Raw genomic sequence first — 22,542 nt, forward strand, 5'->3', positions numbered from 1 at the left:
ACATGAACGACGAGGCCGCTTCCCGCGACCATATCGGCTCGCTCGAACGCGGGCTTGCGGTCATGGAGATACTGGCCCGGCACCCCGCCGGCATGACGCTGACCGAGATGGCGGAGGAAGCGGGACTGACCCGCGCCGGCGCGCGCCGCTTTTTGCTGACGCTGGCCGCCGCCGGTTACGCGACGCAGGCCGGCCGGCAGTTTTCGCTGTCGCCGCGCCTGCTGACTGTCGCCCGCACCTGGCTCGGCGGCGCCTCGCTGTGGACTTATGCCGCCCCAATCATGCGCGAGATCGCGGCGCAGTTGAACGAATCCTGTTCGGCCGCCATCCTGTCGGGTGAGGACATCGTTTATGTCGCCCGTGTTCCCGGCCGGCGCATCCTCAGCGTCTCGCTCGATGTCGGCACCAGGCTGCCCGCCTATTGCACCTCGATGGGACGGGTCCTGCTCTCCGGCCTCGCGCCCGGTGAACTGGAGACCTTCCTCGGTCAGGTGACCATCGAGAGACGCACGCCAAAGACGATCACTGCGAGAACAGCGCTTACAGAGGCCATCGGCAAGGCGAAGGCGACCGGCTTTGCCATCATCGACGAGGAGCTTGAACTCGGCCTGCGCTCCATCGCCGTGCCGATCAACGACCGCACCGGACGGACCGTGGCGGCGATCAATGTCTCGACCCAGTCGGCCCGTTTTTCCGTCGCCGAGATGGAACGGGAGATCCTCCCGGCGCTGCTCGCGGCCAAGCAGCGCATCGAGGATTTCTTCGTCGTCTAACAGGTTTCGTCGCTACGCCCGCCTGCACTCAATGCTTGATACGGTCGCGCATCGCATACCACAGCATGCCGAGCACATAGAGCGGCCCGCGTAGCGCCGTGCCGCCAGGGAACGGCATGGGCGAGAGCGTCGAAAACAGGTCGAGCCGCGAGGCGTCGCCGGTGATCGCCTCGGCCAGCAGCTTGCCCGACAGCGTCGACAGGATCACGCCCTTGCCGGAATAGCCATGCGCGAAATAGACCTCGCCATAGTGTCCGACATGCGGCAGCCGCGATGTCGTCACCGAGACCAGTCCGCCCCAGGCATGATCGATGCGGCAGCCGCTCAGTTGTGGAAAGGTCTTTTCCATATGCGGCCGCACGAAGCCGGCAATGTCGGCCGGCGGCGCCGGCGTGTAGCGCTCGCCGCCGCCAAACAGCAGCCGGCCGTCCGCCGACATGCGGTAGTAATTGACGACGAAGCGCGTGTCGGACACCGCGACATTGGCCGGGATGACATTGCGTTTGCCCTCCAGCGGTTCGGTGGCGACGATGTAATTGCCGACCGGCATGATGCGGCTGTTGACGCGCAGCTCCAGCCCGTGAAGCAGCGCATCGCCGGCCAGCACGACATGTTTTGCCCGGACTGAGCCCTTGGCCGTCGAGACCCGGATGGACGGCTCGCGCTCCAGACGCACGGCCACCGAATTCTCATGGATGACGACACCTGCCGCGACAGCCGCGCGGGCAAGACCCAACGTGTAGTTCAGCGGATGCATGTGGCCGCCAAGCGCCTCGTACATCGCGCCGTGATAGGGCGTGTCCACCTTGGCGCGCGCTTCCGCCGCTGACAGGATTTCGGCATGCGGGAACTTCATCACCGTGGCCAGGCACTCGGCCTCTTCTTCGAGATCACGCAGGTCGGAGCCATTGACCGCGCCGACCAGATGGCCGGTCAGCCTGAGGTCGCAGTCGATGGCATGGCGCTCGATGATATCCAGCACCAGCCCACGCGCCTCGAAGGCGAGATCGAACAGCGCCTTCGCCCGCTCCGAGCCAAAGGCCTTGACCAGCCCCTTGGCGCCCTTGCGCAGGCCGGGGATCATCTGGCCGCCATTACGCCCCGACGCGCCCCAGCCGATCTTGCCGCCTTCGAGCAGCACCACTTTCAGCCCACGTTCAGCGGCATGAAGCGCTGCGGAAAGCCCGGTGCAGCCGCCACCGACGACCACCAGGTCGGCGTCGACCTCGCCTTGCAGGGCGGGATAGCTGGGGGACGGATTAACGGTGGCGACATAATAGGATTTGCCGATATCCAAACCGGAATTGAAACCCTCGGAATTGAACCCCATCATTACACCTTGAGCAGCAGATGATCGCGTTCCCAGGACGTCACCACGCTCTGGAACAGGTCGAGCTCGACGCTCTTGACGCGCAGATAGGACTGGAAGAAATCCTCGCCGAGCAGCGCCCGCACCGGACCGCAAGCGGTGAACCGGTCGAGCGCTTCCTCCATGGTTTTCGGCAGCGTGCTCTTGATCTTGTAGGCATTGCCCGACGCCTCGGCCGAACGGGCGATCTTCTCCTCGACGCCGAGATAACCTGCGATAAGCGAGCCTGCCATCGCCAGGTAGGGATTGGCATCGGCGCCGGGCAGCCGGTTCTCCACCCGCCGCGCCGCCCGCCCGCCGGCAGGCACGCGCAGGCCGCAGGAGCGGTTGTCATGCGACCACTCGATATTGGCCGGCGCACTGTGGTTCGGCCGGATGCGGCGGAACGAATTCACGTTCGGCGCAAACAGCGGCATGATCTCGGGGACGTATTTTTGCAAGCCGCCGATGAAATGCCCGAACATTGGTGTGTCGGCATCATCCGAGCCGGCAAACAGTGTATTGCCGGCCTCGTCGACCACGGACATGTGCAGGTGCATCGAACTGCCGGCCTGCGCCGCGATTGGCTTGGCCATGAAGGTGGCGTGCATACCGCTCGCCTGTGCCGCCTGCCTGGTCAGCCGCTTGAACAGCAGCACCTTGTCGGCCAGCGCCAGCGGGTCGCCATGCAGGAAATTGATCTCCAGTTGGCCCGGCCCTGATTCATGGATCAGTGTGTCGAGCGGCAGGCCGGCGGCGGCCGCGTAATCATAGATGCGCCGGATCACCGGTTCGAACTCCTCCAGTGCCGCCATGTCGTAGGGATGCTGCACGGTCTCGGCGCGGCCATTGCCGCCGACCGGCGCGGTCAACGGACGGTCGGGATCGGGATTGGGCGCGGTCAGATAGAACTCGAGCTCCGGCGCCACCACCGCACGCCAGCCGCGCTGGCGGTAGAGATCGAGCACGGCCCTCAAGACATGACGCGGCGAGGCCATCCACGGGCGGTCGTCCATGTGGAACGCATCGGCGAACACATAGGCTTTCCCCGCACCGGCACCGGGCGCCAGGCAGAGCGTTGAAACATCCGGCACCATGCGCATGTCGGGGTCCGAATAAGCAAAACCCTCGTCGATCGAGCCGGAATAGCGGCCGTCGATGCTGACCAAGAAGGCGCTGCTCGGCAGATAGAGCGCGCGGTCCTCCAGCGCCTTGAGGAATTTCGCCATCGGCAAGGCCTTGCCGCGCAGCACGCCGTTCAAGTCGGGCACCAGGCACTCGACTTCGCTGATCGCATGCGCGGCCAGCCAGCTTTTTGGATCGTTGGTGCCGCTTAGAGACGACGCAGTGGTTGTGTGATTGTCAGGCATTGATTCATGTCCGTATCAGGGAGAGTATCGCTTCGGCGGCCACATCCGTTCCGGGTTTCAGCGCCATATCAGCTGCATTTTCCCTGAGGCGGGCGCGCATTTCATTATCGGCCAGCAGGCCGAGAATGGCTTTCTCCAATACTCCTTCGGTCCAGCCGTCACGGCCGATATGATTGCCGACGCCGGTTTCCTCGGCGCGTTGCGCATTGTCGTGCCCGTCCCAGCAATAGGGCATGATCAGCGACGGCACCCCGAAACGCAGCGCCTCGCAAAAGCTGTTGTTGCCGCCATGATGGATGAACAGGTCCGACTTCGCCACCACCGAAGGCTGCGGAAACCAGGCATCGAGATAGACATTGTCCGGCACTGCCCGGTAGCTGTCACGCAAGCCGCCGACATTGACGATGAAGCGCGCCGGCAACCTGTCGAACACAGCCAGCATGCGCTCGATCAGCCCGACGTCCATGGCGCCAAGGCTGCCGAAGCTGACATAGACCAGCGGCCCGCCATTGCGCGGAAAGACCGGCACCTCGAATGGCCCTTCCGAGCGCACGCAGCCTTCGAGATAGGCAAAGCGCGAGGGGTCGAGCGGCTCGGCGCGTTCCCGGCGCACGATCGACGGGGTCAAAAGCAGGTTGAGGTCGGGCGAGGCCTCCAGGAATAGCCCCTTGGGCAGCGGAGCGAGGCCGGCCTCGGTACGAAGCCGGTTGAACCGGTCGTGCGCCGGCGCAACCGCCGCGAGGTAGCGCGCCTCGAAACTCGCGCGGCACGGATCGTCGGCGGCAAGGCCGGACAAATAGGGCGGCACCTCAGGATCGGGAAGCTCGGTCTCGGCGCAGGAGACAACGCGCACCCATGGGCAGCCGGCGGCAGCCAGTGCTGGAAACATGATGACATTGTCGAGTACCACCGCGTCGGGCTTCAGCCTCGCCAGCAATTGACGCAGCGGCGCCTCGGCATTGGCCGCGGTGTCGACGATCGCCTGCCAGGTCGGAGCGACATAGGTTTCGAGCTGGTCGACCGGGCTCAGCTTGAAATGCGGCAGATGGCGGCGCACGAAAGCCTGCCAGTAGCTCTGGCGTTCGCTGTCGCTCAGCGGATCGTCGGTCGGCAGCTGGTATTCCTGAAAACCGTAGTCGGCAAAGACACCGGAAAATCCGGCATGGCAGATGAACACCGGCCGGGCGCCGCGAGCGCGGAGCGCCTGCGCGATGCCGACGCAATTGAGCGCCGCGCCGAAGCTCGCTTCCGGAAACAGCGCGATGGTCGGGCTGGCTTTGCGCGTCAAAATGGGCCTCTTCAATCCGGCCGGCTGATCATGCCGAACAATGCAGGCGCCCCGCGACTGGCCGCCTGCGGCCGCTGGTTGCGCGACAGGCGCAGATGCACGCGAAGCAGGTCGGCCGCAACCTCGAACTGCCGGCCCTCCAGATGGTCGAGTATGGTGAGATGCTCGCGCAGCGATTGCTTCAGCCGGAAGACGTTGACACCGGCATAAACGCCCGGCAGCCGGCGCAGCCTGAGGTGATCGGACAGCGCATCGGTGACGAAGCGGTTGGCGCAACCGTCGGCGATCATCGAGTGGAACTCGATGTCCAGCCGCTGGAACTCCCTGCTATCGAAGGCCGCATCGGGTAGCGCCAGCAACGCTTCCATGCCCTGGCGCAAGGCCGCGGCCCGTGTCCCGTCGAGCCGGAAGCCCGGTGTCAGAATGGCGGCGGGTTCCAGCATCAGGCGGAACTCGTAGCTTTCGCCTTGTGCCTCCGGATCGTCCGGTGTTCGCCGGAAAAGCCAGGACTGTCCCGGCGCGCGGTCCAGCAGATTTTCCTCGGTCAGTTTCTTTAAGGATTTTAGTACCGTCTTGCGCTCGGCGTCGTACCGCCGCATCAGCGCTCCGACGGTGACCGTCTGATCCAGCCGGCGCGCCGACCGGTCGCGCAGGATCTTTTCGGCGAGTTCGTCCTCCTCGGTAACAGGCAGGTCGGCGGTCATGGTCGCCTGCGCCGCCAGGTCGATGGCCAGGCGATAGCCCGAGGCGGCTTCCCAGCGCACCACGCCTTTTTCGGTAAGCAGGCGCAGCGCGGCCCGCACCGGGGTCCGCGATACATTGCAAAGCGACGCGATCTGCTGTTCCGGCAGATGAGCGCCGGCTTCGAAGCCGCGCTGCCGGGCGACATCGAGGATGCGCTGCGCGAGATCGAGATGGTTGGTGCGCGGTCGTCTGGCGGCGGCTTGCATGGCAATTCCCGTGAACGGACGTCTCCGGTACGGTTTGGCCGATCATCCCTGCGAAGGCAATCGGCCAGATTCCTTCAGCGTCCGACAAATTATGGATTGACGTACTTTTTTCTGCAATAGTACTGTCAGATCAATCGGCAATAAAAAGACCGGGGAACAGGATCGAAGCGGCGGCACGGTCGCAAGCGCTGGTCCGACGAATGAAATTCGACGATCCACCAGAATGGGAGTCTGTCATGACAGCCACCACACCGCGGCACCGTTCGCTGAAAATGTCCTCGATCGCGCTTGGCTTTGCCCTGGCGCTGTCGGCGCCGGCTTCTGCCGCCGACCTCGTTATTTCCAACTGGGACGGCTATATGGCGCCCGATGCCATGGCCGCCTTCAAGACCGCGACCGGCGTTTCCGGCGAGGTCGTGGTCCACGCCACCAACGAGGAGATCATGGGCAAGCTCGTCGCCTCCGGCGGCAAGGGCTATGACGTCGTTTTCGTTTCCTCGCCTTTCGCCGAGGTGCTGAACAAGCTCGGCCTGACCGAGCCGATCGACCACGCCAAGGTCGCCAATCTCGCCAACCTCTATCCCGAGGCGACCAAGCTGCCGCACGATGTCGGCAACGCCTTTTCCGTACCCTACACCTGGGGCACGACAGGCCTCTGCTACCGCTCGGATCTGGTGAAGGTGGCGCCGACCAGCTGGAGCGATCTGCTTGCCCCGTCCGACGATCTCAAGGGGAAGACCACCATGCTGGCGACTGACCGCTGGCTGCTGGCCGCCGGACAGCTCGACAAGGGCTATTCGGTCAACGAGACCGATCCGGCCAAGATGGCCGAGGTCAAGGACCTGCTGATCTCGGCCAAGAAGACCTTGCTCGCCTATGACGACACCACCTTCTATTCGAAGCTGGTCTCCGGCGAGGCGCTGCTGGTGCAGGCCTGGGACGGCTGGTGCAATTACGGCATCGCCGAAAAGCCCGAGATCAAATATGTCATCCCCAAGGAAGGCTCGGACCTGTGGGTCGATACGATGGTGGTGATGAAGGCCTCGGCCAACAAGGACGCCGCCTTCCAGTTCATCAACTTCATGCTCGACGCCAAGAACCACGCCTGGGCGGCGCAGAACATCGACTACAAGGTGCCGAACAAGCCGGCGATGGAGAGCCTGCCGGCCGACTTCCTGGCCAAATTCCCCAACATGGCGATGCCGGTGGCCGACCTCGTCAAGTTCGAGCAGTTGCGCGATGTCGGCGACGCCCAGCGCGACTATTCCAAGATCGTCAGCGAGATCAAGGCCGCGCAATAGGCGGCCTCAAAGTCAGAGATCACGATCGACGGCGGGCTTCCGCCGTCGATCGTTGAATGCGGTACCGCAATCGTGTCCCAAATCAGACTTCGCTCCTCCCTGCTGATGGCGCCGGCGCTGGCCTGGCTGACCGCCCTGATGGTGGTGCCATGTGCGCTGGTGCTGGCGCTCGCCTTCTTCCGGCGCGGCACCTATGGCGGCATCGAATACACATTCACGCTGGAAAATTTCGGGCTGGTCTTCGACCCGCTCTATGCCGGCATCTTCCTCAATTCAGCGCGCATCGCCGGCACCGCGACCCTGATCGCCGTCATCATCGGCTACGCCGCCGCCTATGCCATCGCGGCCGCACCACGCCGGCTGCAGCCGGTGTTGCTGTTCTTTGCCGTGCTGCCCTTCTGGTCCAACTATCTGATCCGCACCTATGCCTGGATCGTGCTGCTCAACCGCGAAGGTCTCGTCACCCAGCTGCTGCGCTGGTTCGGCTACACCGGCGAGCCGCCATCGATGCTCTACACCGAAGGCGCCGTTATCGCCGGCCTGGTCTACAACTATCTGCCCTTCGTCATCCTTGCCTGCTACGCACCGCTGTCGCGCCTCAACCCGGAACTCGCCGAAGCCTCGCGCGACCTCGGCGCCTCGGTCGTGACCACGTTTCGACGGGTCATCCTGCCCTTGACCGTGCCCGGCATCGCCGCCGGGGCCGTCTTCGTCTTCGTGCTGTCGATCGGCAATTTCGTCACGCCGGCGCTGCTTGGCGGCGGCCGCTTCCAGATGATCGGCAATCTCGTCTACGACCAGTTCCTGACCGCCAATGACTGGCCGTTCGGAGCAGCGCTCGCCATGGCGCTGATCGCCATCATGCTGCTGGTATTGATGGCGCAGGCTATCGCCACCGATCGAGCGTCGGGCCATGCTGCCGAAGCGAGAAGCAACGTCGATGGCTGAGCGCTCCCCCGCCACGCGACGCGCGCTCTGGCTCGTGCTTTCGCTGGTCTTCGCCTTCCTCTACATCCCGATTGCGGTGCTGGTGGCTTTGTCCTTCAACGAAGGCGGGCTGCCGACAGCATGGTCCGGTTTTTCGCTGAAATGGTACGTCTCGCTCACCGGCAATTCCGAGATCCTTTCGGCCGCGCTCAACACGCTGATCGTGGCGCTGATCTCGACCGCGATCGCCACGCTTCTCGGCACCCTGCTGGCGATCGGCATCGAGATGCGCCGCCAGTACGGCAAGGGGTTGGAAGCGCTGATCTTCGCGCCGATGATCATTCCCGACATCGTGCTGGCCATCGCGCTGCTCTCGTTCTTCTCCATGCTCAACCTCACCATGGGCCTGCACACCATCATCCTCGCCCATGTCGTCTTCAACCTCGCTTTCGTCTGCTCCGTGGTGCGCGCGCGGCTGAAGAGTTTCGACTGGTCGATCGTCGAAGCTTCCGCCGACCTTGGCGCTTCGGCACTCACCACCTTCCGGCGGGTGACGCTGCCAGTGATCCTGCCGGCGGTGATCGCCGGCGCGCTGCTCGCCTTCACGCTGTCGGTCGACGAGTTCATCATCGCCTTCTTCACCGCCGGCGCCGGGCGCGCCTCGACCACTTTGCCGATGCAGATCTATGCGATGATCCGCTTCGGCATCACGCCGGAGATCAACGCCCTGGCGACCATAGTCATGGCGGTCTCGATCACCGCGCTGACCCTGTCGCAACGGTTCAATCGCGGGATCATCGGCCAATGAGTGAGCCCCGCACGCTGCTTCAAATCGATCATGTTTCGAAGAATTTCGGCCGGGTAACGGCGGTCGACGGCATCTCGCTCGACATCCGCGAGAACGAGTTCTTTGCTCTGCTCGGACCTTCGGGCTGCGGCAAGACCACGCTGCTGCGCATGCTGGCGGGCTTCGAGACGCCAAATGACGGTCGCATCCTGCTTGACGGCCGCGACATCGCCCGAACCCCGCCCAACAAGCGGCCGGTCAACCTGATGTTCCAGTCCTACGCATTGTTCCCGCATATGAGCGTCAGGGCCAATGTGTCCTACGGCCTGGAAATGGAACGTTTGCCGGCTGCTGAAATCCGCGAGCGCGTCGATGCTATCCTTGCGACAACCGAGTTGGTGCCTTTCGCCGACCGCAAGCCGGAGCAATTGTCGGGCGGCCAGAAGCAGCGCGTTGCGCTTGCCCGGGCACTGGTCAAGCGGCCCCGGCTGCTGCTGCTCGACGAGCCGCTTGGCGCGCTCGACAAGAAACTGCGCGGCGCCATGCAGCTTGAACTGAAGCGCCTGCAGCATGAAGTCGGCATCACTTTCGTCATCGTCACCCACGACCAGGAGGAATCGCTGGTCATGGCCGACCGCATGGCGGTGCTGAAGGACGGCAAGCTGCTGCAATGCGACACGCCGCACGCGGTATACGAGTATCCAGCCGACCGCTTCGTCGCCGACTTCATCGGCGTCATGAATTTCGTGCCGGGCAAGGCCACGGCCGACGGCGTGCTGGCGGCCAATGGCGCGCGGATTGCGGGCAAGCTTCCTGCAACGCTCTCGCCCGGTGCGACAGCCGTCGCTTCAGTGCGGCCTGAGCGCATCCGGCTATTCCCCAAGGCTCAGACCGCCAACCGCATTTCCGGCACCGTCGAAGCGCTCGCCTATCAGGGCCTCGACCTGCAGCTGCATGTCCGCACGCCCTTGTCGCCAAAACCGTTCCTGGTGCGCGTTACCGCCGATGCCGCCGACCGCCGGCCGGTGTCGGCGGGCGATACGATCGAACTCGGCTGGGACGCCGCCGATGTCAGAATTTTCAAGGATTGATGGAGAAGCCTGATGGCGCAGAAGACGATCGCGTTTTTCCCGGAAGCCGCCTTTGGCCCGGCGCTCAATTCCGTCGGCATCGCCCAGGCGGTCGAGGCGCGTGGCCACAAGACGGTGTTCCTGTCGGATCCCGGCTTCGTCGACGTCTACAAGGGCTATGGTTTCGAAGCGCATCCGGTGAACCTCTCCGAGCCGATGCCGCCGGAACAGATGGCCAAGTTCTGGGAGGACTTCATCAACGGCCACATCCCCAACTTCCGCAAATCGCCCTACGACCAGGTCGACAACTATGTGAAGGATTGCTGGACGGCGATCGTCGACAGCGCGAAGTGGGCACAGAAGGATCTGCCGCGCGTTCTCGATGCCATCAAGCCCGATGTCATCTGCGTCGACAACGTCATCCTGTTTCCGGCGATCAAGCAGTATGGCAAGCCATGGGTGCGCGTCATTTCCTGCTCCGAAAACGAGATCGAGGACGAGGACATCCCGCCGCATCTCTCCGGCTGCGGCGAGGACGACCATGCCGAGCACCAGCGCTACCGCGACCATTTCAACGCGGTGATCAAGCCGATCCATGACGACTTCAACGCGTTCCTGACCGCCAACAACGAAGCCCCCTATCCGATCGGCCAGTTCTTCGAGGCTTCGCCCTATCTCAATTTGCTGCTCTACCCCGAGGCGGCGAAGTTCAAGCGTCGCCATCCGCTCGACCCGGCGAAGTTCCAGTATCTCGAAGGCTGCGTGCGGCAGGAGAAACCCTACGCCGTGCCGACCTTCGCGAAGAACAATGACGGGCCGCTGCTCTACGTGTCCTTCGGCAGCCTCGGGGCCGGCGATGTCGATTTGTTGAAGCGCATCATCGCGACGCTGGGCAAGACGCGCTACCGGGCGCTGGTCAATGTCGGCGGCTACAAGGACCAGTATACTGACGTGCCAGGCAACGTCATCGTCGAGAGCTGGTTCCCGCAACCCTCGGTCATTCCGCAGGTCGATGCGGTGATCCACCATGGCGGCAACAACTCCTTCACCGAATGCCTCTATTTCGGCAAGCCGGCCATTATCATGCCGTATGTCTGGGACGGCCACGACAACGCCACAAGGGTCGAGGAAACCGGCCACGGCTTCGGCATGCCGCGCTACGACTGGAGCGACGCCGAGCTGGTCGCCAGGATCGAAGCCTGCCTGACCGACCCGGCGATGAAGGCCAAGCTGGCGAAGACCTCGGCGCAGATGCAATCCCAGAACGGCCCGGAGAAGGCGGCGGGTTTGCTGGAGAAGCTGCTGTGAGTGCGATGGTTGACATGCCGAGCCAAGGCACCCCCCTCTGGCCTGCCGGCCATCTCCCCCTCAAGGGGGGAGATTGGATGCCCCCTCGGCTTTCGCCAATCTCCCCGGCTGCTGAAAGGGCGTGGTACCCGAAGCTGCCAATCTCCCCCCTTGAGGGGGAGATGTCCGGCAGGACAGAGGGGGGCGCCGTAGAGCGGAGGTCTAACAGGGCCAAGCATGGCGGAGTCCCCGCATGACCTCCTCCGCCCCGCACCTCCACCAGGCCTCGACCCGCACCGATCTCGTCGACTGGGGCGCCCAGCCCGACGCACTCGAAGGCGCTTCGCATTCCACCGGCAGGCTGGTGCACAAGGGACCGAATAACCAGCCGGAATCCGGCATCTGGGTCTGCACACCCGGCCGCTGGCGGCTGGCCATTCCGCGCGACGAACTGTGTCACTTCGTCGCCGGCCGCGCCACCTACAGATCGGATGACGGCGAGGTGCTGGAAGTCGCCGCCGCCACGGTGGTCATGTTCCCGGCCGGTTGGACCGGGGAATGCACCGTGCACGACACCATCCGCAACATCTACATGCTGGCTTGAAGCCGGCCACCGGAGTTCCTGAAATGACCACGCCAATCATGCAATCCCCGCTGGCCATCACCGACCTGGTCGACTGGGGCGTCATCCCGACCATGATCGAGGGCGAATCCCGCACCTCGGGCAGACTGCTGCACAAAGGGCCGGAAGGCCGCTCCGAATGCGGACTGTGGGTCTGCACCCCGGGCAAATGGCACTGCCATGTCACCCGTGACGAGTTCTGCCACTTCCTCGAGGGCCGCTGCACCTATGTGCATGAATCCGGCGAGGTGATCGAGATCGAGCCCGACACGGCGGCGTTCTTCCCGCAGGACTGGAAAGGCGTCTGCACCGTCCATGAGACGATCAAGAAAGTCTACATGATCCGCTGAGCGGGCCTGAAAGGACGACCATGGATTTCTCCGCTGACCGGCCGGCTTTCTTCGTCAATCCGGATTATCGGCCGATGACCGGCACGGCAAAACCGGTGATCGACCCGGCGACGCTGGAGACCGTGGGCGAAATTGGCGCCGCCAGCGACGGCGAGATCGACACCGCGCTCACAGCGGCGACCAAGGCGCAAGTCGCCTGGAAAAAACTCGACGCCAAGAGCCGCGCCAAACATCTGCACGCCGTTGCCAACGCCATCGAGGCCGCCGACTTCACCCGCTGCGCCGAGCTGATGGTGCGCGAGATGGGCAAGCCCTATCCGGAAGCGATCGGCGAGATCGCCAATTGCGCACCGATCTTCCGCTACTATGCCGAGATGGCGCGCGACGAGGCCGGCAAGGTCGCGGGCACGACGCAGGCCGGTTCGTTCCAATATGCACGCTACGAGCCCTATGGCACGTCGGTGCACATCATGCCCTACAACTTCCCGATCCTGCTGATGTGCTGGACGGTCGCCGCCTCGCTTGCCGCCGGCAATGCCTGCGTCATCAAGCCGGCCGAGGCGACGACGCTGTCGACGCTCGACTATATCAAGGTGTTCCGCTCGCTGCCGGAGGGCCTGATCTCCTGCCTGCCCGGCGGCGCTGCCACCGCTCAGGCGCTGATCGCTTCGGAGCGCACCCATGCGGTCGCCTTCACTGGCTCGGTCGCCGCCGGCAAGGCCGTCGCGGTTGCTTGCGCCGAACGCATGAAGCCTTGCGTCATCGAGGCCGGCGGCAGCGATCCGCTGATCATCAGCGAACACGCGCCGCTCGAGGTGGCGGCAGCCGGCTCCGTCACCGCCGCTTTCCACCTCACCGGCCAGGTCTGCACCTCGGCCGAACGCTTCTTTGTCGTCGACGCCGTGCACGATCGCTTCGTCGAGCTGTTCGCCGAAAAGACGCGCGCGCTGCGCATCGGCAACGGCTTGGACAAGAGCGAGATTGGGCCGCTGGTCAGCGAGGCGGCGCGGGCCAAGGTCATGCGGCTGGTCGACGATGCGATCTCCCATGGCGCCAAGGCGGTCACCGGCGGACGCATTCCCCCAGCCCACAACACCGGCTGGTTCTACGAGCCGACGATCCTGACCGGCATCACGCCCGACATGGCGATCGTGCGAGAGGAATGTTTCGGGCCGGTCGCCGCCATCTGCCGGGTGAAAGATTTCGACGAGGCGATCAGGCTCGCCAATGACAGCCCGTTCGGACTCGGCGCCTCGGTGTTCACCACCGATCTTGCCGAGGCGCATGAGGCAGCCGAACGGCTCGAGGCCGGCATGGTCTGGGTCAACAACCCGCTGATCGACAATGACGCCCTGCCCTTCGGCGGCTGGAAGGCCTCGGGCCTCGGCCGCGAACTCGGCCGCCAGGGGCTCGACACCTTCCGCCGCTCCAAGATGGTGATCATCGACCATAAGCCCGAGATCCAGGGCTGGTGGTATCCCTATCCCGACAGCTGGTTCCGCGAGGCCGGCGGTCGCAAGCATGTGTGAGGTGTAAAACAGCAATTCCGCCGGGAGAAACCCGGCGGCATCTTCCTTGACTGGCTACTGCCGTTTCGGCGGCGATTCGCTACGGCGTCGGTTGCATCGCGGCGGCTGTCTGGTCGATCTTGTCGGCAAGGACGCCCTGGGCCCAGGCCGTGACCTCGGCGTCGACGGGTTTGTTTGCCATGTCCGTCAGCGCCGCGTCGAGCGATGCATCATCGGTGCCGGCGGATACCGCCTCCGCCGCGTCATTGGCGGCGGTGACTGCTGCCTCCTGGGCAGTGACCTCGGCCTGCAGAGCCGATATCTTCCCAGGCAGGGCCGCCTGGTCTTCGGGCGACATGGCGGCAATCTGATCGGGCGTCAGCGACGTCAGCGCGCTCAACTGCGAATTCAGCGCATCGAGCTGAGCCTGGGCCGTGTCAGCCGCGGCCTGGGCGACCTTGGCTTTCGCGGATTGCATCACGAAAGCCTGAATGGCAGCGAACTTCTTGCTCTTCGAGTTCATATAGGCATTGATGTTGCGCTGCAGCGAGTTCAGCCGGCCGAGTTTGGCGTGGATGTTCTTCTCCTTCTGCACGGACGAGACCTGCGTGGTCGCATCGACCGTGGTTTTCGCCTTGGCTGCCTGCCCCCGGGCCGACGACTTGCCGTGCGAAGCGCCGCTCTTGCCATGGCCATGGCCGCTGCCGCCACTGCTGCCGCCGGCATGGCCGCCGCCGTGCCCGCCGCCACCACCGTGCCCGCCGGCACCGGCGAGCGCGGGAGACGCCAGAAGCGCCAATGCGGCAAGCCCCGCGAACAGCGTTTTTCGATTTGTCATGGTAACCTCCTCGGGGAATCGCCACCCTTCGCCACAACCGCTAGGGAACCATCGTATGAGAAATCGCTAATTGTATAGAGCGAACTTTAGACAAATGCGGGCCCAATACGCGGCCTTGCAACCAGGTGGCACCATAACCATTTGATATCAAACACAAATCGACGCCCTTAAACCGCCGTGGCACTGAAGTCCTATGTCCGCCAGACCATAGTCCTACGGTCGGCCATAGCACGGGTTGAGGTTGTGCTGGAAAGGCGTTGAAATAAGAGAAGTCGATGACGAAAAGCACAGGCCTCAAGCGATGCTTTCGCCGCCGTCGATCACCAGCGCCTGACCGGTCATGAAGGATGAACGGTCGGAGACAAGGAACAGGATCGCTTCGGCGATTTCTTCTGCACTGGCCCAGCGCCCCATCGGAATCTTGGTGCGGACATAATTTTCGATTGCGTCGCGCCCCCCCATCTGGGCGATGAACGGCCCATTGAACGGCGTGTCGACCCAGCCCGGGCAGAGCGCGTTGACGCGGACATTGTGCTGGGCATAGTCGAGCGACATCTGCCTGGTCATCGCCACCACGGCATGCTTCGACGTCGCATAGGCAATCATCTCGCGGTCGTAGAACACGCCGGAATTCGAAGCCGTGTTCAGAATGACGCCGCCGCCCTGTGCGACCATCGACGGCATGACGGTTCTTGCCCCGAGGAACTGTGCTCGCACATTGATCCGCCAGGAGGCGTCCATGCCGTCGGTGCCGACCTCGGTCAGCGTACCGCCGACCTGGATGCCGGCATGGTTGTGCAGGATGTCGATCCGACCGTGCTTGTCCAGCGTTCCGACAATGAGCTGCTCGACCGCCGCGTCATCGCCGACATCGGTCGTGACCGCTTCGGCGCGACCACCGACAGCGTGGATGTCGCAGGCTGTTGCTTCGCCGGCTACCTTGTCCCTGTCAGCGATCACCACCACCGCCCCTTCCCGGGCCATGATCATGGCGCCGGCGCGGCCGATGCCGGACCCTGCGCCTGTCACCACGGCGATGCGATCTTTCAGAATCATGATCCGTCTCTCAGCGCGATGGTTTTCGTTGGCGCAATTGCCATTGGGCAAGCACCACAAGCAGAACCGAGGCGACAAGCACGATCGTCGCGATGGCGTTGATTTCCGGGGTCACCCCGCGCCGGATCGAGGCGAAGACATAGATCGGCAATGTCGTCTGCGCACCCGCTACGAAGAAGGCGACGATGAAATCGTCGAAGGAAAAGGTGAAGGCGAGCAGGAAGCCAGCGATCACCGCCGGCATGATCTGCGGCAGTACGATCGAGCGGAATGTCGTCAGCGGGGTGGCGTAGAGATCGCTCGACGCTTCGACCAGATTGCGGTCGAGGCTGCCCAGACGCGTGCCGACGATCATCGCCACCAGCGCCATCGAAAACAGGCCGTGCGCTGCGATGATCGAGCCATAGCCGAGCGCCAGGCGTGGCGGCTGATCGTTTGGCCACAGCGAGGCGAGGAACGGATTGACGACCCCGAACAGCTGGACGAGTGCCACGAGCGTGGAGATGCCGATGACGACGCCCGGAACGACGATAGCCGCACCGAGCAGCGCGTCGAAGACAGCCCGGGTCCGCGCGCCGACGCGCTGCAAGCCAAGCGCCGCCGCCGTGCCGCAGAGTGCCGCGAGCAAGGCGCTGGTGGTGGCGATGAACAGGCTGTTCTTCAACGCCTCGACCAGGAATGGGTTCGACAATGCCTTGCCGTACCATTGCACCGAGAAGCCGGTGAACTCGCTGGCATGATGGCCGGCGTTGAACGAGAACAGCACGACCAGCGCGATCGGCAGGTAGAGGAAGGCGAAAACCGCAAAGACGAAGGCGCGCATTACATCAGATCCACCCGGCGAGCGCCCGAGAGCCGGGTCGAGATGCGGTTGGCGGCGATCAGCACCACCACCGAGACCAGAACCAGCGTGATGGCGATGGCTGATCCGAACGGCCAGTTGCGCGACTGCAGGAACAGATCGACCAACGCGTTGCCGATAAAGAACACCTTGCCGCCGCCGAGCAGCGTCGGGATCAGGTATTCGCCGAGCAGCAGGATCATCACCAGCGAAAAACCGGTCATCACGCCGGGCAGCGACAGCCGCAGCGTCACGCCGAGGAAGGTCGAGACGGGTGTCGCGCCGAGATCGGCGGAGGCTTCCAGCAGCCGGCGGTCGAGCCGCTCGAGGCTGACATAGATCGGCAGGATCATCAGCGGCAGATAGCCATAGACGATGCCGAGCAGCACCGCGCCGGGCGTGTTGATCAGCCTGATATCCTCTATCCCGACATAAGCCAGAAGCGCCGGTATGCCGCGTCCGCCGAGCACATACATCCAGGCATAGGTGCGCATCAGCAGACTGGTCCAGAACGGGATGACGACGAGCGCGAGCAGGATCAGCCGCCACCGCTCCGGCGCGCGCAAGGCGAGATAATAGGCAACAGGATAGGCGACGAGCAGACAGGCAAGCGCTCCGGCCGGCGCCAGCACCATAGTGTTCCAGAAGGCGGTCGCGCGCGCCGGCAGGTTGGCATATTGCGCCAGGGTGAAGGCGGCCTGATAGCCGCCTTCGGGCGCGCGCTCGCCAACGCTGAAGACGGCGATGGCGATGAACGGCAGCACCAGGAATACCACCAGCCACAGGGTCGCCGGCGCAAGCAGCAGCGCTGTCACGAGGTTCTTGCGAAGGAAATTGTCGCGCATTGAAAAAGCCGTTTCGGCGCCGGCGGATATTGGCCCGCCGGCGGAGGTGTCTGGATCGGTTCGTAACCTGTCCGGTTCAAGCGGACTTGAAGCGCGCCATCAGCTCGGCCCGGCCCGGATCGGTCAGCGTCGCGGCCGCGCCGAATTCCAGCGGCGTCAAAAGGTCTGCCGCCGGATAGAGGATCGGATTGTCCAGCACCTCCTTGGGCAGCAGCTTGTTGACCCGCGCATCGGTCGAGGGTGCGCCATTGGCCAGGTGTTCCTTGACCGCGACTTGCGGGTTCATCAGATAATTAAGGAGAGCATAGCCGGCGGGCTTGTTCGGCGCATCCTTCGGAATGGCGTAGAAGTCGGTCCAGATCTCACCACCTTCCTTGCCGAGCACGTAGGCGATCTCAGGGATGTCGCGGTGGAGTTGCGCCCCATCATTGGTCCAGCACATGGTCATCCAGGCGTCGCCAGCGCGCATCGACGGCTGATAGTCGGATGAGACCGCAAACAAATGCGGCTTGACCTTCAGCAGAAGTTCCTCCGCCTTGGCGAGTTCGTCCGGCTTCAGCGAGTTGAACGAGAAGCCGTGATATTTCAGCGCGTTGCCGATCGTGGTGAGCTGGTAGTCATGCACCATGGCACGGCCGTCGCCTTCGGCCATCGCGGTATCCCAGAACTCCTTCCAGCTCGTCATCGGCGTGGTCAGCTTCTTGGTGTTGACGGCAAAGCCGGTGGTGCCCCAGTTCTTCGGCACCGCGTAGGTCACGGCGTCGATCGTGCCTTCCGAGGTGAAGCGCGGATCCTCCTGCGAACCGTCGAAATTCGGCAGCTTGGCCATATCGAGCGCTTCGATGATGGCGAGCTTCTTGTAGGTGGAAATCGTGTAGTTGGTCGGCACGAACAGGCTCCAGCCCGAAGCGCCGGCCTGCAGCTTGGCCAGCATCTCTTCATTGGAGCCGAACACGTTCACCTCCACGGCAACGCCCGTATCCTTCTTGAAATTCTCGAACGTTGCCGGGTCGTGGTAGTTGGGCCAGGTGGCGATCGACATGCGGTCGCCAAGGTTTTCCGCGGCGTATGCGGGCGTCGGCATAATGCCGAGTTCGCGCGCCATCACCGCGGTTGCAACGCCCAGGCCGGTGAGGCCGAGGAACTCGCGCCGGCCGATCGAGCCGCGCTTGAGACGCATTAGTTGATCGACGAATTTCTCCGGGCTTGTCGGCAGTCCGTCACGATATGATTTCGACATGTTGGTTTTCCCTCTGGTTGGTCCCGTTGTTCTTGGTATCAGGAAACGCCAGCGGCGTTCCGGCGGCAAAGCCGATGGCGACGGGTTCGCCCGGCTTGAACAGGTTGCCCTGGCCGATATGGTGATCGGCCTTGGCGAGCAGTGATCCAATGCCCTGGACCTCGATCGCATATTCGGCGGTGGACCCCAGGAAGATACGGTTGCGAACGATGCCCCTTAGGCTGCCGGCTCCGGGCGGCCCGAGGCTGAGGGATTCCGGACGCAGGCTGACCGACACGGTGTCCCCCTGGCTGAGCGGAACCCGTTTTCGTGCGGCAATGACGTTGCCGTCGGCAAGCACCACGTCGACGAGTTCACCCGAGTGCCCGGTGACCTTGCCGCTTAGAAGATTGGTCTTGCCGACGAAGTCCGCGACGAAGAGATCGGCGGGCTCGTCATAAATCTCGCTCGGCTGTCCGAGCTGGACGATGCGGCCGCCATTCATGACGCAGACGAAATCGCTCATCGACAGCGCTTCCTCCTGGTCGTGGGTGACGAGCACGAAGGTGATGCCGATCTCGCGCTGCAGGTTCTGCAGCTCGATCTGCATATCGGTGCGCAGCTTCTTGTCGAGTGCGGCCAGTGGCTCGTCGAGCAAAAGCACGGCCGGCTTGTTGACCAGCGCGCGGGCGAGCGCGACCCGCTGCTGCTGGCCGCCGGACAGTTCGTGGATCTTGCGGCGGCCGTAGCCGGCAAGCCGCACCATGGCCAGCGCCTCGCCTGCTCTCAGGCTGATCTCCCGCGACGACAGCCGCGGCCTTGCCTGACGCAGCCCGTAGGCGATGTTGTCCTCGACATCCAGATGCGGAAACAACGCGTATTGCTGGAACACCATGTTCACCGGCCGCCGATAGGGCGGCGTGCCGGCCATGTCACGGCCACGGATGTAGACCGCGCCTTCGCTTGGTTGTTCGAAGCCGCCGATCATGCGCAGGCAAGTCGTCTTGCCGCAGCCTGATGGTCCAAGCAACGCGACAAAAGCGGAAGGCGGGATGGCGAGATCGATGCCGCTGACGGCGGTCACGCTGCCGTAGCGCTTGGTGACGCCGCGAAACTCGATGTCGGGCACTGCGGTCAAGGCTCAGGGCTCCAGCTAATATCGAAACGCTATCAGAGCCAATGGCGGCTAGTATATACCTCATGGGTGGTATATTTGATCAATTTTCTCGTTCAAAGGGGTATAAATTGAACGTGTCCCGCAGCGACGAATACGGCCAGCTCGCTACACTCATCGCTGCGACACGGGAAACGAGCGGCGAGCTTTTCGGCAAGGCGATGGTCGCCTGGCTCCGGCAGCATGTCCGCTTCGATCACTGCGTGATCTTCGGCTATCGCGGCGCCTCGCGCCCGCCGCTGCTGTTCGAGACATTCTCGCCGGCCGAAAGCCACGTCTTCGTGGCGCTTTACCAGGAAGGGCCTTATCTGCTCGATCCATTCCATCACGCGGCGGTGGAACGCAAGGAGGGTTTTTGGCGCATGCGCGAACTCGCGCCGGACCGCTTCTATGCAAGCGAATACCATCGCTCCTACTACAGCCAGACCAAACTGGCCGAGGAGGTCGGCTTCTTCGTGCCGCTGCCGGGCAAGGATGCACTGGTGCTGTCGCTGATGCGGTTGCGCACTTCAGGACCATTCGGAACCGCCGAAGCCAGGCTGCTGCGCGATATGGCGCCGGCAGTGATCGGTTTCGTCAGACTGCGTTGGCCGGCTCTTCCGAATGACGAACCGGCGAGGACGAAACAATACGAAGCGATCGCTCCGGCCCATGAGTTCGACCGCGCCCACATCTGGAAGAGCCTTTCACTGACGCCGCGCGAAAAGCAGGTCGTCGACCTGGTGCTGCAGGGCCATTCCACGGAATCGATCGCCAGAGCCATGCGGATCGTGCCGGGAACGGTGAAGGTCCACCGCCGCAATATTTACCGCAAGCTGAATATCAAGTCGCAGGCCGGTCTCTTCGCGCGCTTTGTCGAGATCATCGACGCGCGGATTCAGTAGTCCATAATTTCGCAATGGCCTCGCTCGAGCTGTTAGCTGGCGACGCCCTCCCATGAGCCGGACACTGCCATCTGCCGGAGCAGGGGCGTCACCCGAAAGATATCCTTGCCAGTCCGCTCGTGCCAATGGTCGAGCCGCGCGACGATCTTGTCCACCCCTTCGAGGCCGGCCCAGAACATCGGCCCGCCCTTGCCGACCGGAAAGCCGTAGCCATTGACCCAGACGACATCGATGTCGGAGGCGCGGGCGGCGATCTTCTCCTCCAGGATTTTGGCGCCCTCGTTGACCAGGGGATAGAGCGTGCGCTCGATGATCTCGTCGGCACCAATCGTGCGCGGTGCGATGCCCTTCTCCGCCGCCTTGGCGCGGATCAGCGCTTCGACACTCGGATTGGCTACCGGTATACGAGACCCATTCTCGTATAGGTAAAAGCCGCTGCCGGTCTTCTGGCCGAAGTGCCCTTGTTCGCAGAGCGTATCGGCAATCACCGCCGTCTGGCCGCGCGCCTTGCGATTGCGCCAGCCTATGTCGAGACCGGCAAGATCGCCCATCTGGAACGGCCCCATCGGCCAGCCGAAATCGATGAACGCCCGGTCGATCTGGCTGGGGGTCGCGCCTTCGAGCAGCAGCGCCTCGGACTCGGCACCACGCGCGGCGAGCATCCGGTTGCCGACGAAACCATGGCAGACGCCGACGACGACCGGCACCTTGCCGATGCGCCGCGCCAGCTCGACAACCGTCGCCAGCGCGTCCGGCGCGGTCTTCTCGGCGCGCACGATCTCCAGCAGCTTCATGACGTTTGCCGGCGAAAAGAAATGCAGGCCGAGCACATCCTGCGGCCGCGAGGTCGAGGCGGCGATTTCATTGACGTCGAGATAGGAGGTGTTGGTGGCCAGGATCGCGCCCGGTCTGGCCACTGCGTCGAGCCTGCCGAACACATCCTTCTTGACCGCCATCTCCTCGAACACCGCCTCGACGATCAGGTCGCAATCGGCGAGATCGCCATAATCCGTCGTGCCCTTGAACAGGCCGAGCCGCTGGCGCTTGGCCTCTTCGCTCAACGAGCCGCGCGCGACGGAAACGGCATAGTTCTTGTCGATCGTCGCCAAGCCGCGCTCCAGCGCCTCGCCGCTGGTTTCCAGCAAGGTGACGGGGTAGCCGCCATTGGCGAAGGCCATGGCAATGCCGCCGCCCATCGTACCGGCGCCGATGACGCCAATACGAGCGATCTTGCGCCTGGCGATATCCTTGCCGGGAATCTTTGCCGCCTCACGTTCGGCGAAAAACAGATACCGCTGGGCGCGCGACTGGTCGCCACCCACCAGTTTCAGGAACAGCGCACGCTCCGCCGCCAGCGCTTCGTCGAAGGGCAGCGTGATGGCATTGCGCACCGCCTGCGCGCAGGCGATCGGTGCTTCGAGGCCCCGTGCCTTCTTGGCAAGCTCCGCGGCCTCGGCGTCGAAGCCCACCAGGTCGGTTTCCCCAAGCCCGTCGTTGCGATCGCGTACTGGCGTGAAGGGACCACCCTTGCGGGCGATTTCCCTGGCGAAGTTCACGGCATGCGTGATCAGATCGCCTTCGAAGACGGCATCGACGAGACCGGCAGCGTGCGCCTCATCCGCACCGATCGGCGAACCGGACACGATCATCCTGAGCGCTTTCACCGCGCCAACAAGGCGCGGCAAGCGCACCGTGCCGCCACCGCCCGGCAACAGACCGAGCTTCACCTCGGGCAAGCCGAGCCTGGCGCCCGCATCCGCGACGCGGAAATGACAGCCGAGCGCCAGTTCCAGGCCGCCGCCGAGCGCCGTGCCATGGATGGCGGCGACCGTCGGCTTGGCGATTGTCTCCAGCACGGCGATGATGGCGCGCAGGTCCGGCTGCTGCACCGGCTTGCCGAACTCGGTGATGTCGGCGCCGGCGACGAAGGTCCGCCCGGCGCAAGCGATGACGATGGCGTCGACCGAAGGCTCGTCCCGCAAGGCAACCAGCGCCTGCATCAGCGGCTCGCGGACATGGAAGCTCAGCGCGTTGACCGGTGGGTTGTCGATGCTGACGACCGCGACGCCGCCATCTCTGGTAACGCTGACGAAATTGGACAAGC

General features: G+C 63.9%; 21 protein-coding genes. 10 read left to right on the top strand and 11 right to left on the bottom strand.

The annotated features are described in order from the left end of the window. The first annotated feature begins 2 nt into the window (after window positions 1-2). On the top strand, window positions 3-773 hold the full coding sequence (locus C9427_RS23515) for an IclR family transcriptional regulator domain-containing protein (protein WP_107651474.1): 771 nt from the start codon (window positions 3-5) through the stop codon (window positions 771-773). 28 nt (window positions 774-801) lie between these two features. On the opposite strand, the gene C9427_RS23520 is transcribed toward C9427_RS23515, so the two are convergent. The 4 genes from C9427_RS23520 to C9427_RS23535 are packed head-to-tail and all read right to left on the bottom strand — an operon-like array spanning window position 802 to window position 5,729. Then, window positions 802-2,106 (bottom strand): NAD(P)/FAD-dependent oxidoreductase, encoded by a 1,305-nt coding sequence (locus tag C9427_RS23520; RefSeq protein WP_167434459.1) that lies wholly within the window; start codon window positions 2,104-2,106, stop codon window positions 802-804. Continuing rightward, on the bottom strand, window positions 2,106-3,491 hold the full coding sequence (locus C9427_RS23525) for a glutamine synthetase family protein (protein ID WP_107651476.1): 1,386 nt from the start codon (window positions 3,489-3,491) through the stop codon (window positions 2,106-2,108). Before C9427_RS23525 ends, C9427_RS23520 begins: the two co-directional genes overlap by 1 nt. Before the next feature lie 4 nt (window positions 3,492-3,495). Beyond that, entirely contained in the window at window positions 3,496-4,779 is a 1,284-nt protein-coding gene (locus C9427_RS23530) for a glycosyltransferase (protein WP_107651558.1), read from the bottom strand. A gap of 11 nt (window positions 4,780-4,790) precedes the next feature. After that, window positions 4,791-5,729 carry a GntR family transcriptional regulator gene (locus C9427_RS23535; RefSeq protein WP_107651477.1) on the bottom strand — a complete coding sequence of 313 codons (939 nt, stop codon included), beginning with the start codon at window positions 5,727-5,729 and terminating at the stop codon, window positions 4,791-4,793. Window positions 5,730-5,965: 236 nt separating this feature from the next. Here C9427_RS23535 and C9427_RS23540 point away from each other — a divergent pair, with 236 nt between their 5' ends. The 8 genes from C9427_RS23540 (at window position 5,966) to C9427_RS23580 (ending at window position 13,602) form a co-directional block, all read left to right on the top strand. Continuing rightward, complete coding sequence (locus C9427_RS23540) at window positions 5,966-7,030, top strand: polyamine ABC transporter substrate-binding protein (RefSeq protein ID WP_107651478.1); 1,065 nt, start codon at window positions 5,966-5,968, stop codon at window positions 7,028-7,030. Window positions 7,031-7,135: 105 nt separating this feature from the next. Further along, window positions 7,136-7,978, top strand: coding sequence for an ABC transporter permease (locus tag C9427_RS23545; RefSeq protein ID WP_107651479.1), 843 nt, complete (start codon window positions 7,136-7,138; stop codon window positions 7,976-7,978). After that, window positions 7,971-8,765 (top strand): ABC transporter permease, encoded by a 795-nt coding sequence (locus C9427_RS23550; protein ID WP_107651480.1) that lies wholly within the window; start codon window positions 7,971-7,973, stop codon window positions 8,763-8,765. The genes C9427_RS23545 and C9427_RS23550 overlap by 8 nt, the downstream gene beginning before the upstream one ends. Then, window positions 8,762-9,835 carry an ABC transporter ATP-binding protein gene (locus tag C9427_RS23555; RefSeq protein WP_107651481.1) on the top strand — a complete coding sequence of 358 codons (1,074 nt, stop codon included), beginning with the start codon at window positions 8,762-8,764 and terminating at the stop codon, window positions 9,833-9,835. Before C9427_RS23550 ends, C9427_RS23555 begins: the two co-directional genes overlap by 4 nt. Window positions 9,836-9,847: 12 nt before the next feature. Continuing rightward, a complete protein-coding gene (locus C9427_RS23560) occupies window positions 9,848-11,122 on the top strand; it encodes a glycosyltransferase (protein ID WP_107651482.1) in 1,275 nt (424 codons plus the stop codon). Window positions 11,123-11,354: 232 nt separating this feature from the next. After that, window positions 11,355-11,705, top strand: coding sequence for a cupin domain-containing protein (locus tag C9427_RS23570; RefSeq protein ID WP_107651483.1), 351 nt, complete (start codon window positions 11,355-11,357; stop codon window positions 11,703-11,705). 23 nt (window positions 11,706-11,728) lie between these two features. Continuing rightward, entirely contained in the window at window positions 11,729-12,073 is a 345-nt protein-coding gene (locus C9427_RS23575) for a cupin domain-containing protein (protein ID WP_107651484.1), read from the top strand. Between the two features lie 20 nt (window positions 12,074-12,093). Then, on the top strand, window positions 12,094-13,602 hold the full coding sequence (locus C9427_RS23580; protein ID WP_107651485.1) for an aldehyde dehydrogenase family protein: 1,509 nt from the start codon (window positions 12,094-12,096) through the stop codon (window positions 13,600-13,602). Between the two features lie 79 nt (window positions 13,603-13,681). Here the strand turns inward: C9427_RS23580 and C9427_RS23585 are convergent, their stop codons facing one another. The 6 genes from C9427_RS23585 to C9427_RS23610 form a co-directional block, all read right to left on the bottom strand. Next, a complete protein-coding gene (locus C9427_RS23585) occupies window positions 13,682-14,419 on the bottom strand; it encodes a hypothetical protein (protein ID WP_107651486.1) in 738 nt (245 codons plus the stop codon). Window positions 14,420-14,713: 294 nt separating this feature from the next. After that, window positions 14,714-15,475, bottom strand: a complete 762-nt coding sequence (locus C9427_RS23590; protein WP_107651487.1) for an SDR family NAD(P)-dependent oxidoreductase — start codon at window positions 15,473-15,475, stop codon at window positions 14,714-14,716. Window positions 15,476-15,485: 10 nt separating this feature from the next. Further along, a complete protein-coding gene (locus C9427_RS23595) occupies window positions 15,486-16,298 on the bottom strand; it encodes an ABC transporter permease (protein ID WP_107651488.1) in 813 nt (270 codons plus the stop codon). After that, the gene (locus C9427_RS23600) at window positions 16,298-17,161 is read right to left on the bottom strand and encodes an ABC transporter permease (protein ID WP_107651489.1); all 864 of its coding nucleotides are present in this window, start codon (window positions 17,159-17,161) and stop codon (window positions 16,298-16,300) included. The genes C9427_RS23595 and C9427_RS23600 overlap by 1 nt, the downstream gene beginning before the upstream one ends. Before the next feature lie 76 nt (window positions 17,162-17,237). Next, on the bottom strand, window positions 17,238-18,401 hold the full coding sequence (locus C9427_RS23605) for an ABC transporter substrate-binding protein (protein WP_107651490.1): 1,164 nt from the start codon (window positions 18,399-18,401) through the stop codon (window positions 17,238-17,240). Then, window positions 18,382-19,518: an ABC transporter ATP-binding protein gene (locus tag C9427_RS23610; protein WP_107651491.1), complete on the bottom strand. Its 1,137-nt coding sequence runs from the start codon at window positions 19,516-19,518 to the stop codon at window positions 18,382-18,384. The genes C9427_RS23605 and C9427_RS23610 overlap by 20 nt, the downstream gene beginning before the upstream one ends. A 113-nt stretch (window positions 19,519-19,631) precedes the next feature. Here C9427_RS23610 and C9427_RS23615 point away from each other — a divergent pair, with 113 nt between their 5' ends. After that, window positions 19,632-20,438, top strand: a complete 807-nt coding sequence (locus C9427_RS23615) for a helix-turn-helix domain-containing protein (RefSeq protein WP_107651559.1) — start codon at window positions 19,632-19,634, stop codon at window positions 20,436-20,438. A gap of 32 nt (window positions 20,439-20,470) precedes the next feature. Here C9427_RS23615 and C9427_RS23620 read toward each other — a convergent pair whose 3' ends face one another. Continuing rightward, window positions 20,471-22,540, bottom strand: coding sequence for a 3-hydroxyacyl-CoA dehydrogenase NAD-binding domain-containing protein (locus C9427_RS23620; RefSeq protein WP_107651492.1), 2,070 nt, complete (start codon window positions 22,538-22,540; stop codon window positions 20,471-20,473). Window positions 22,541-22,542: the final 2 nt, after the last annotated feature.

It is taken from the genome of Mesorhizobium helmanticense (assembly GCF_003034915.1).
GTDB classification, from domain to species: Bacteria; Pseudomonadota; Alphaproteobacteria; order Rhizobiales; family Rhizobiaceae; genus Mesorhizobium; species Mesorhizobium helmanticense.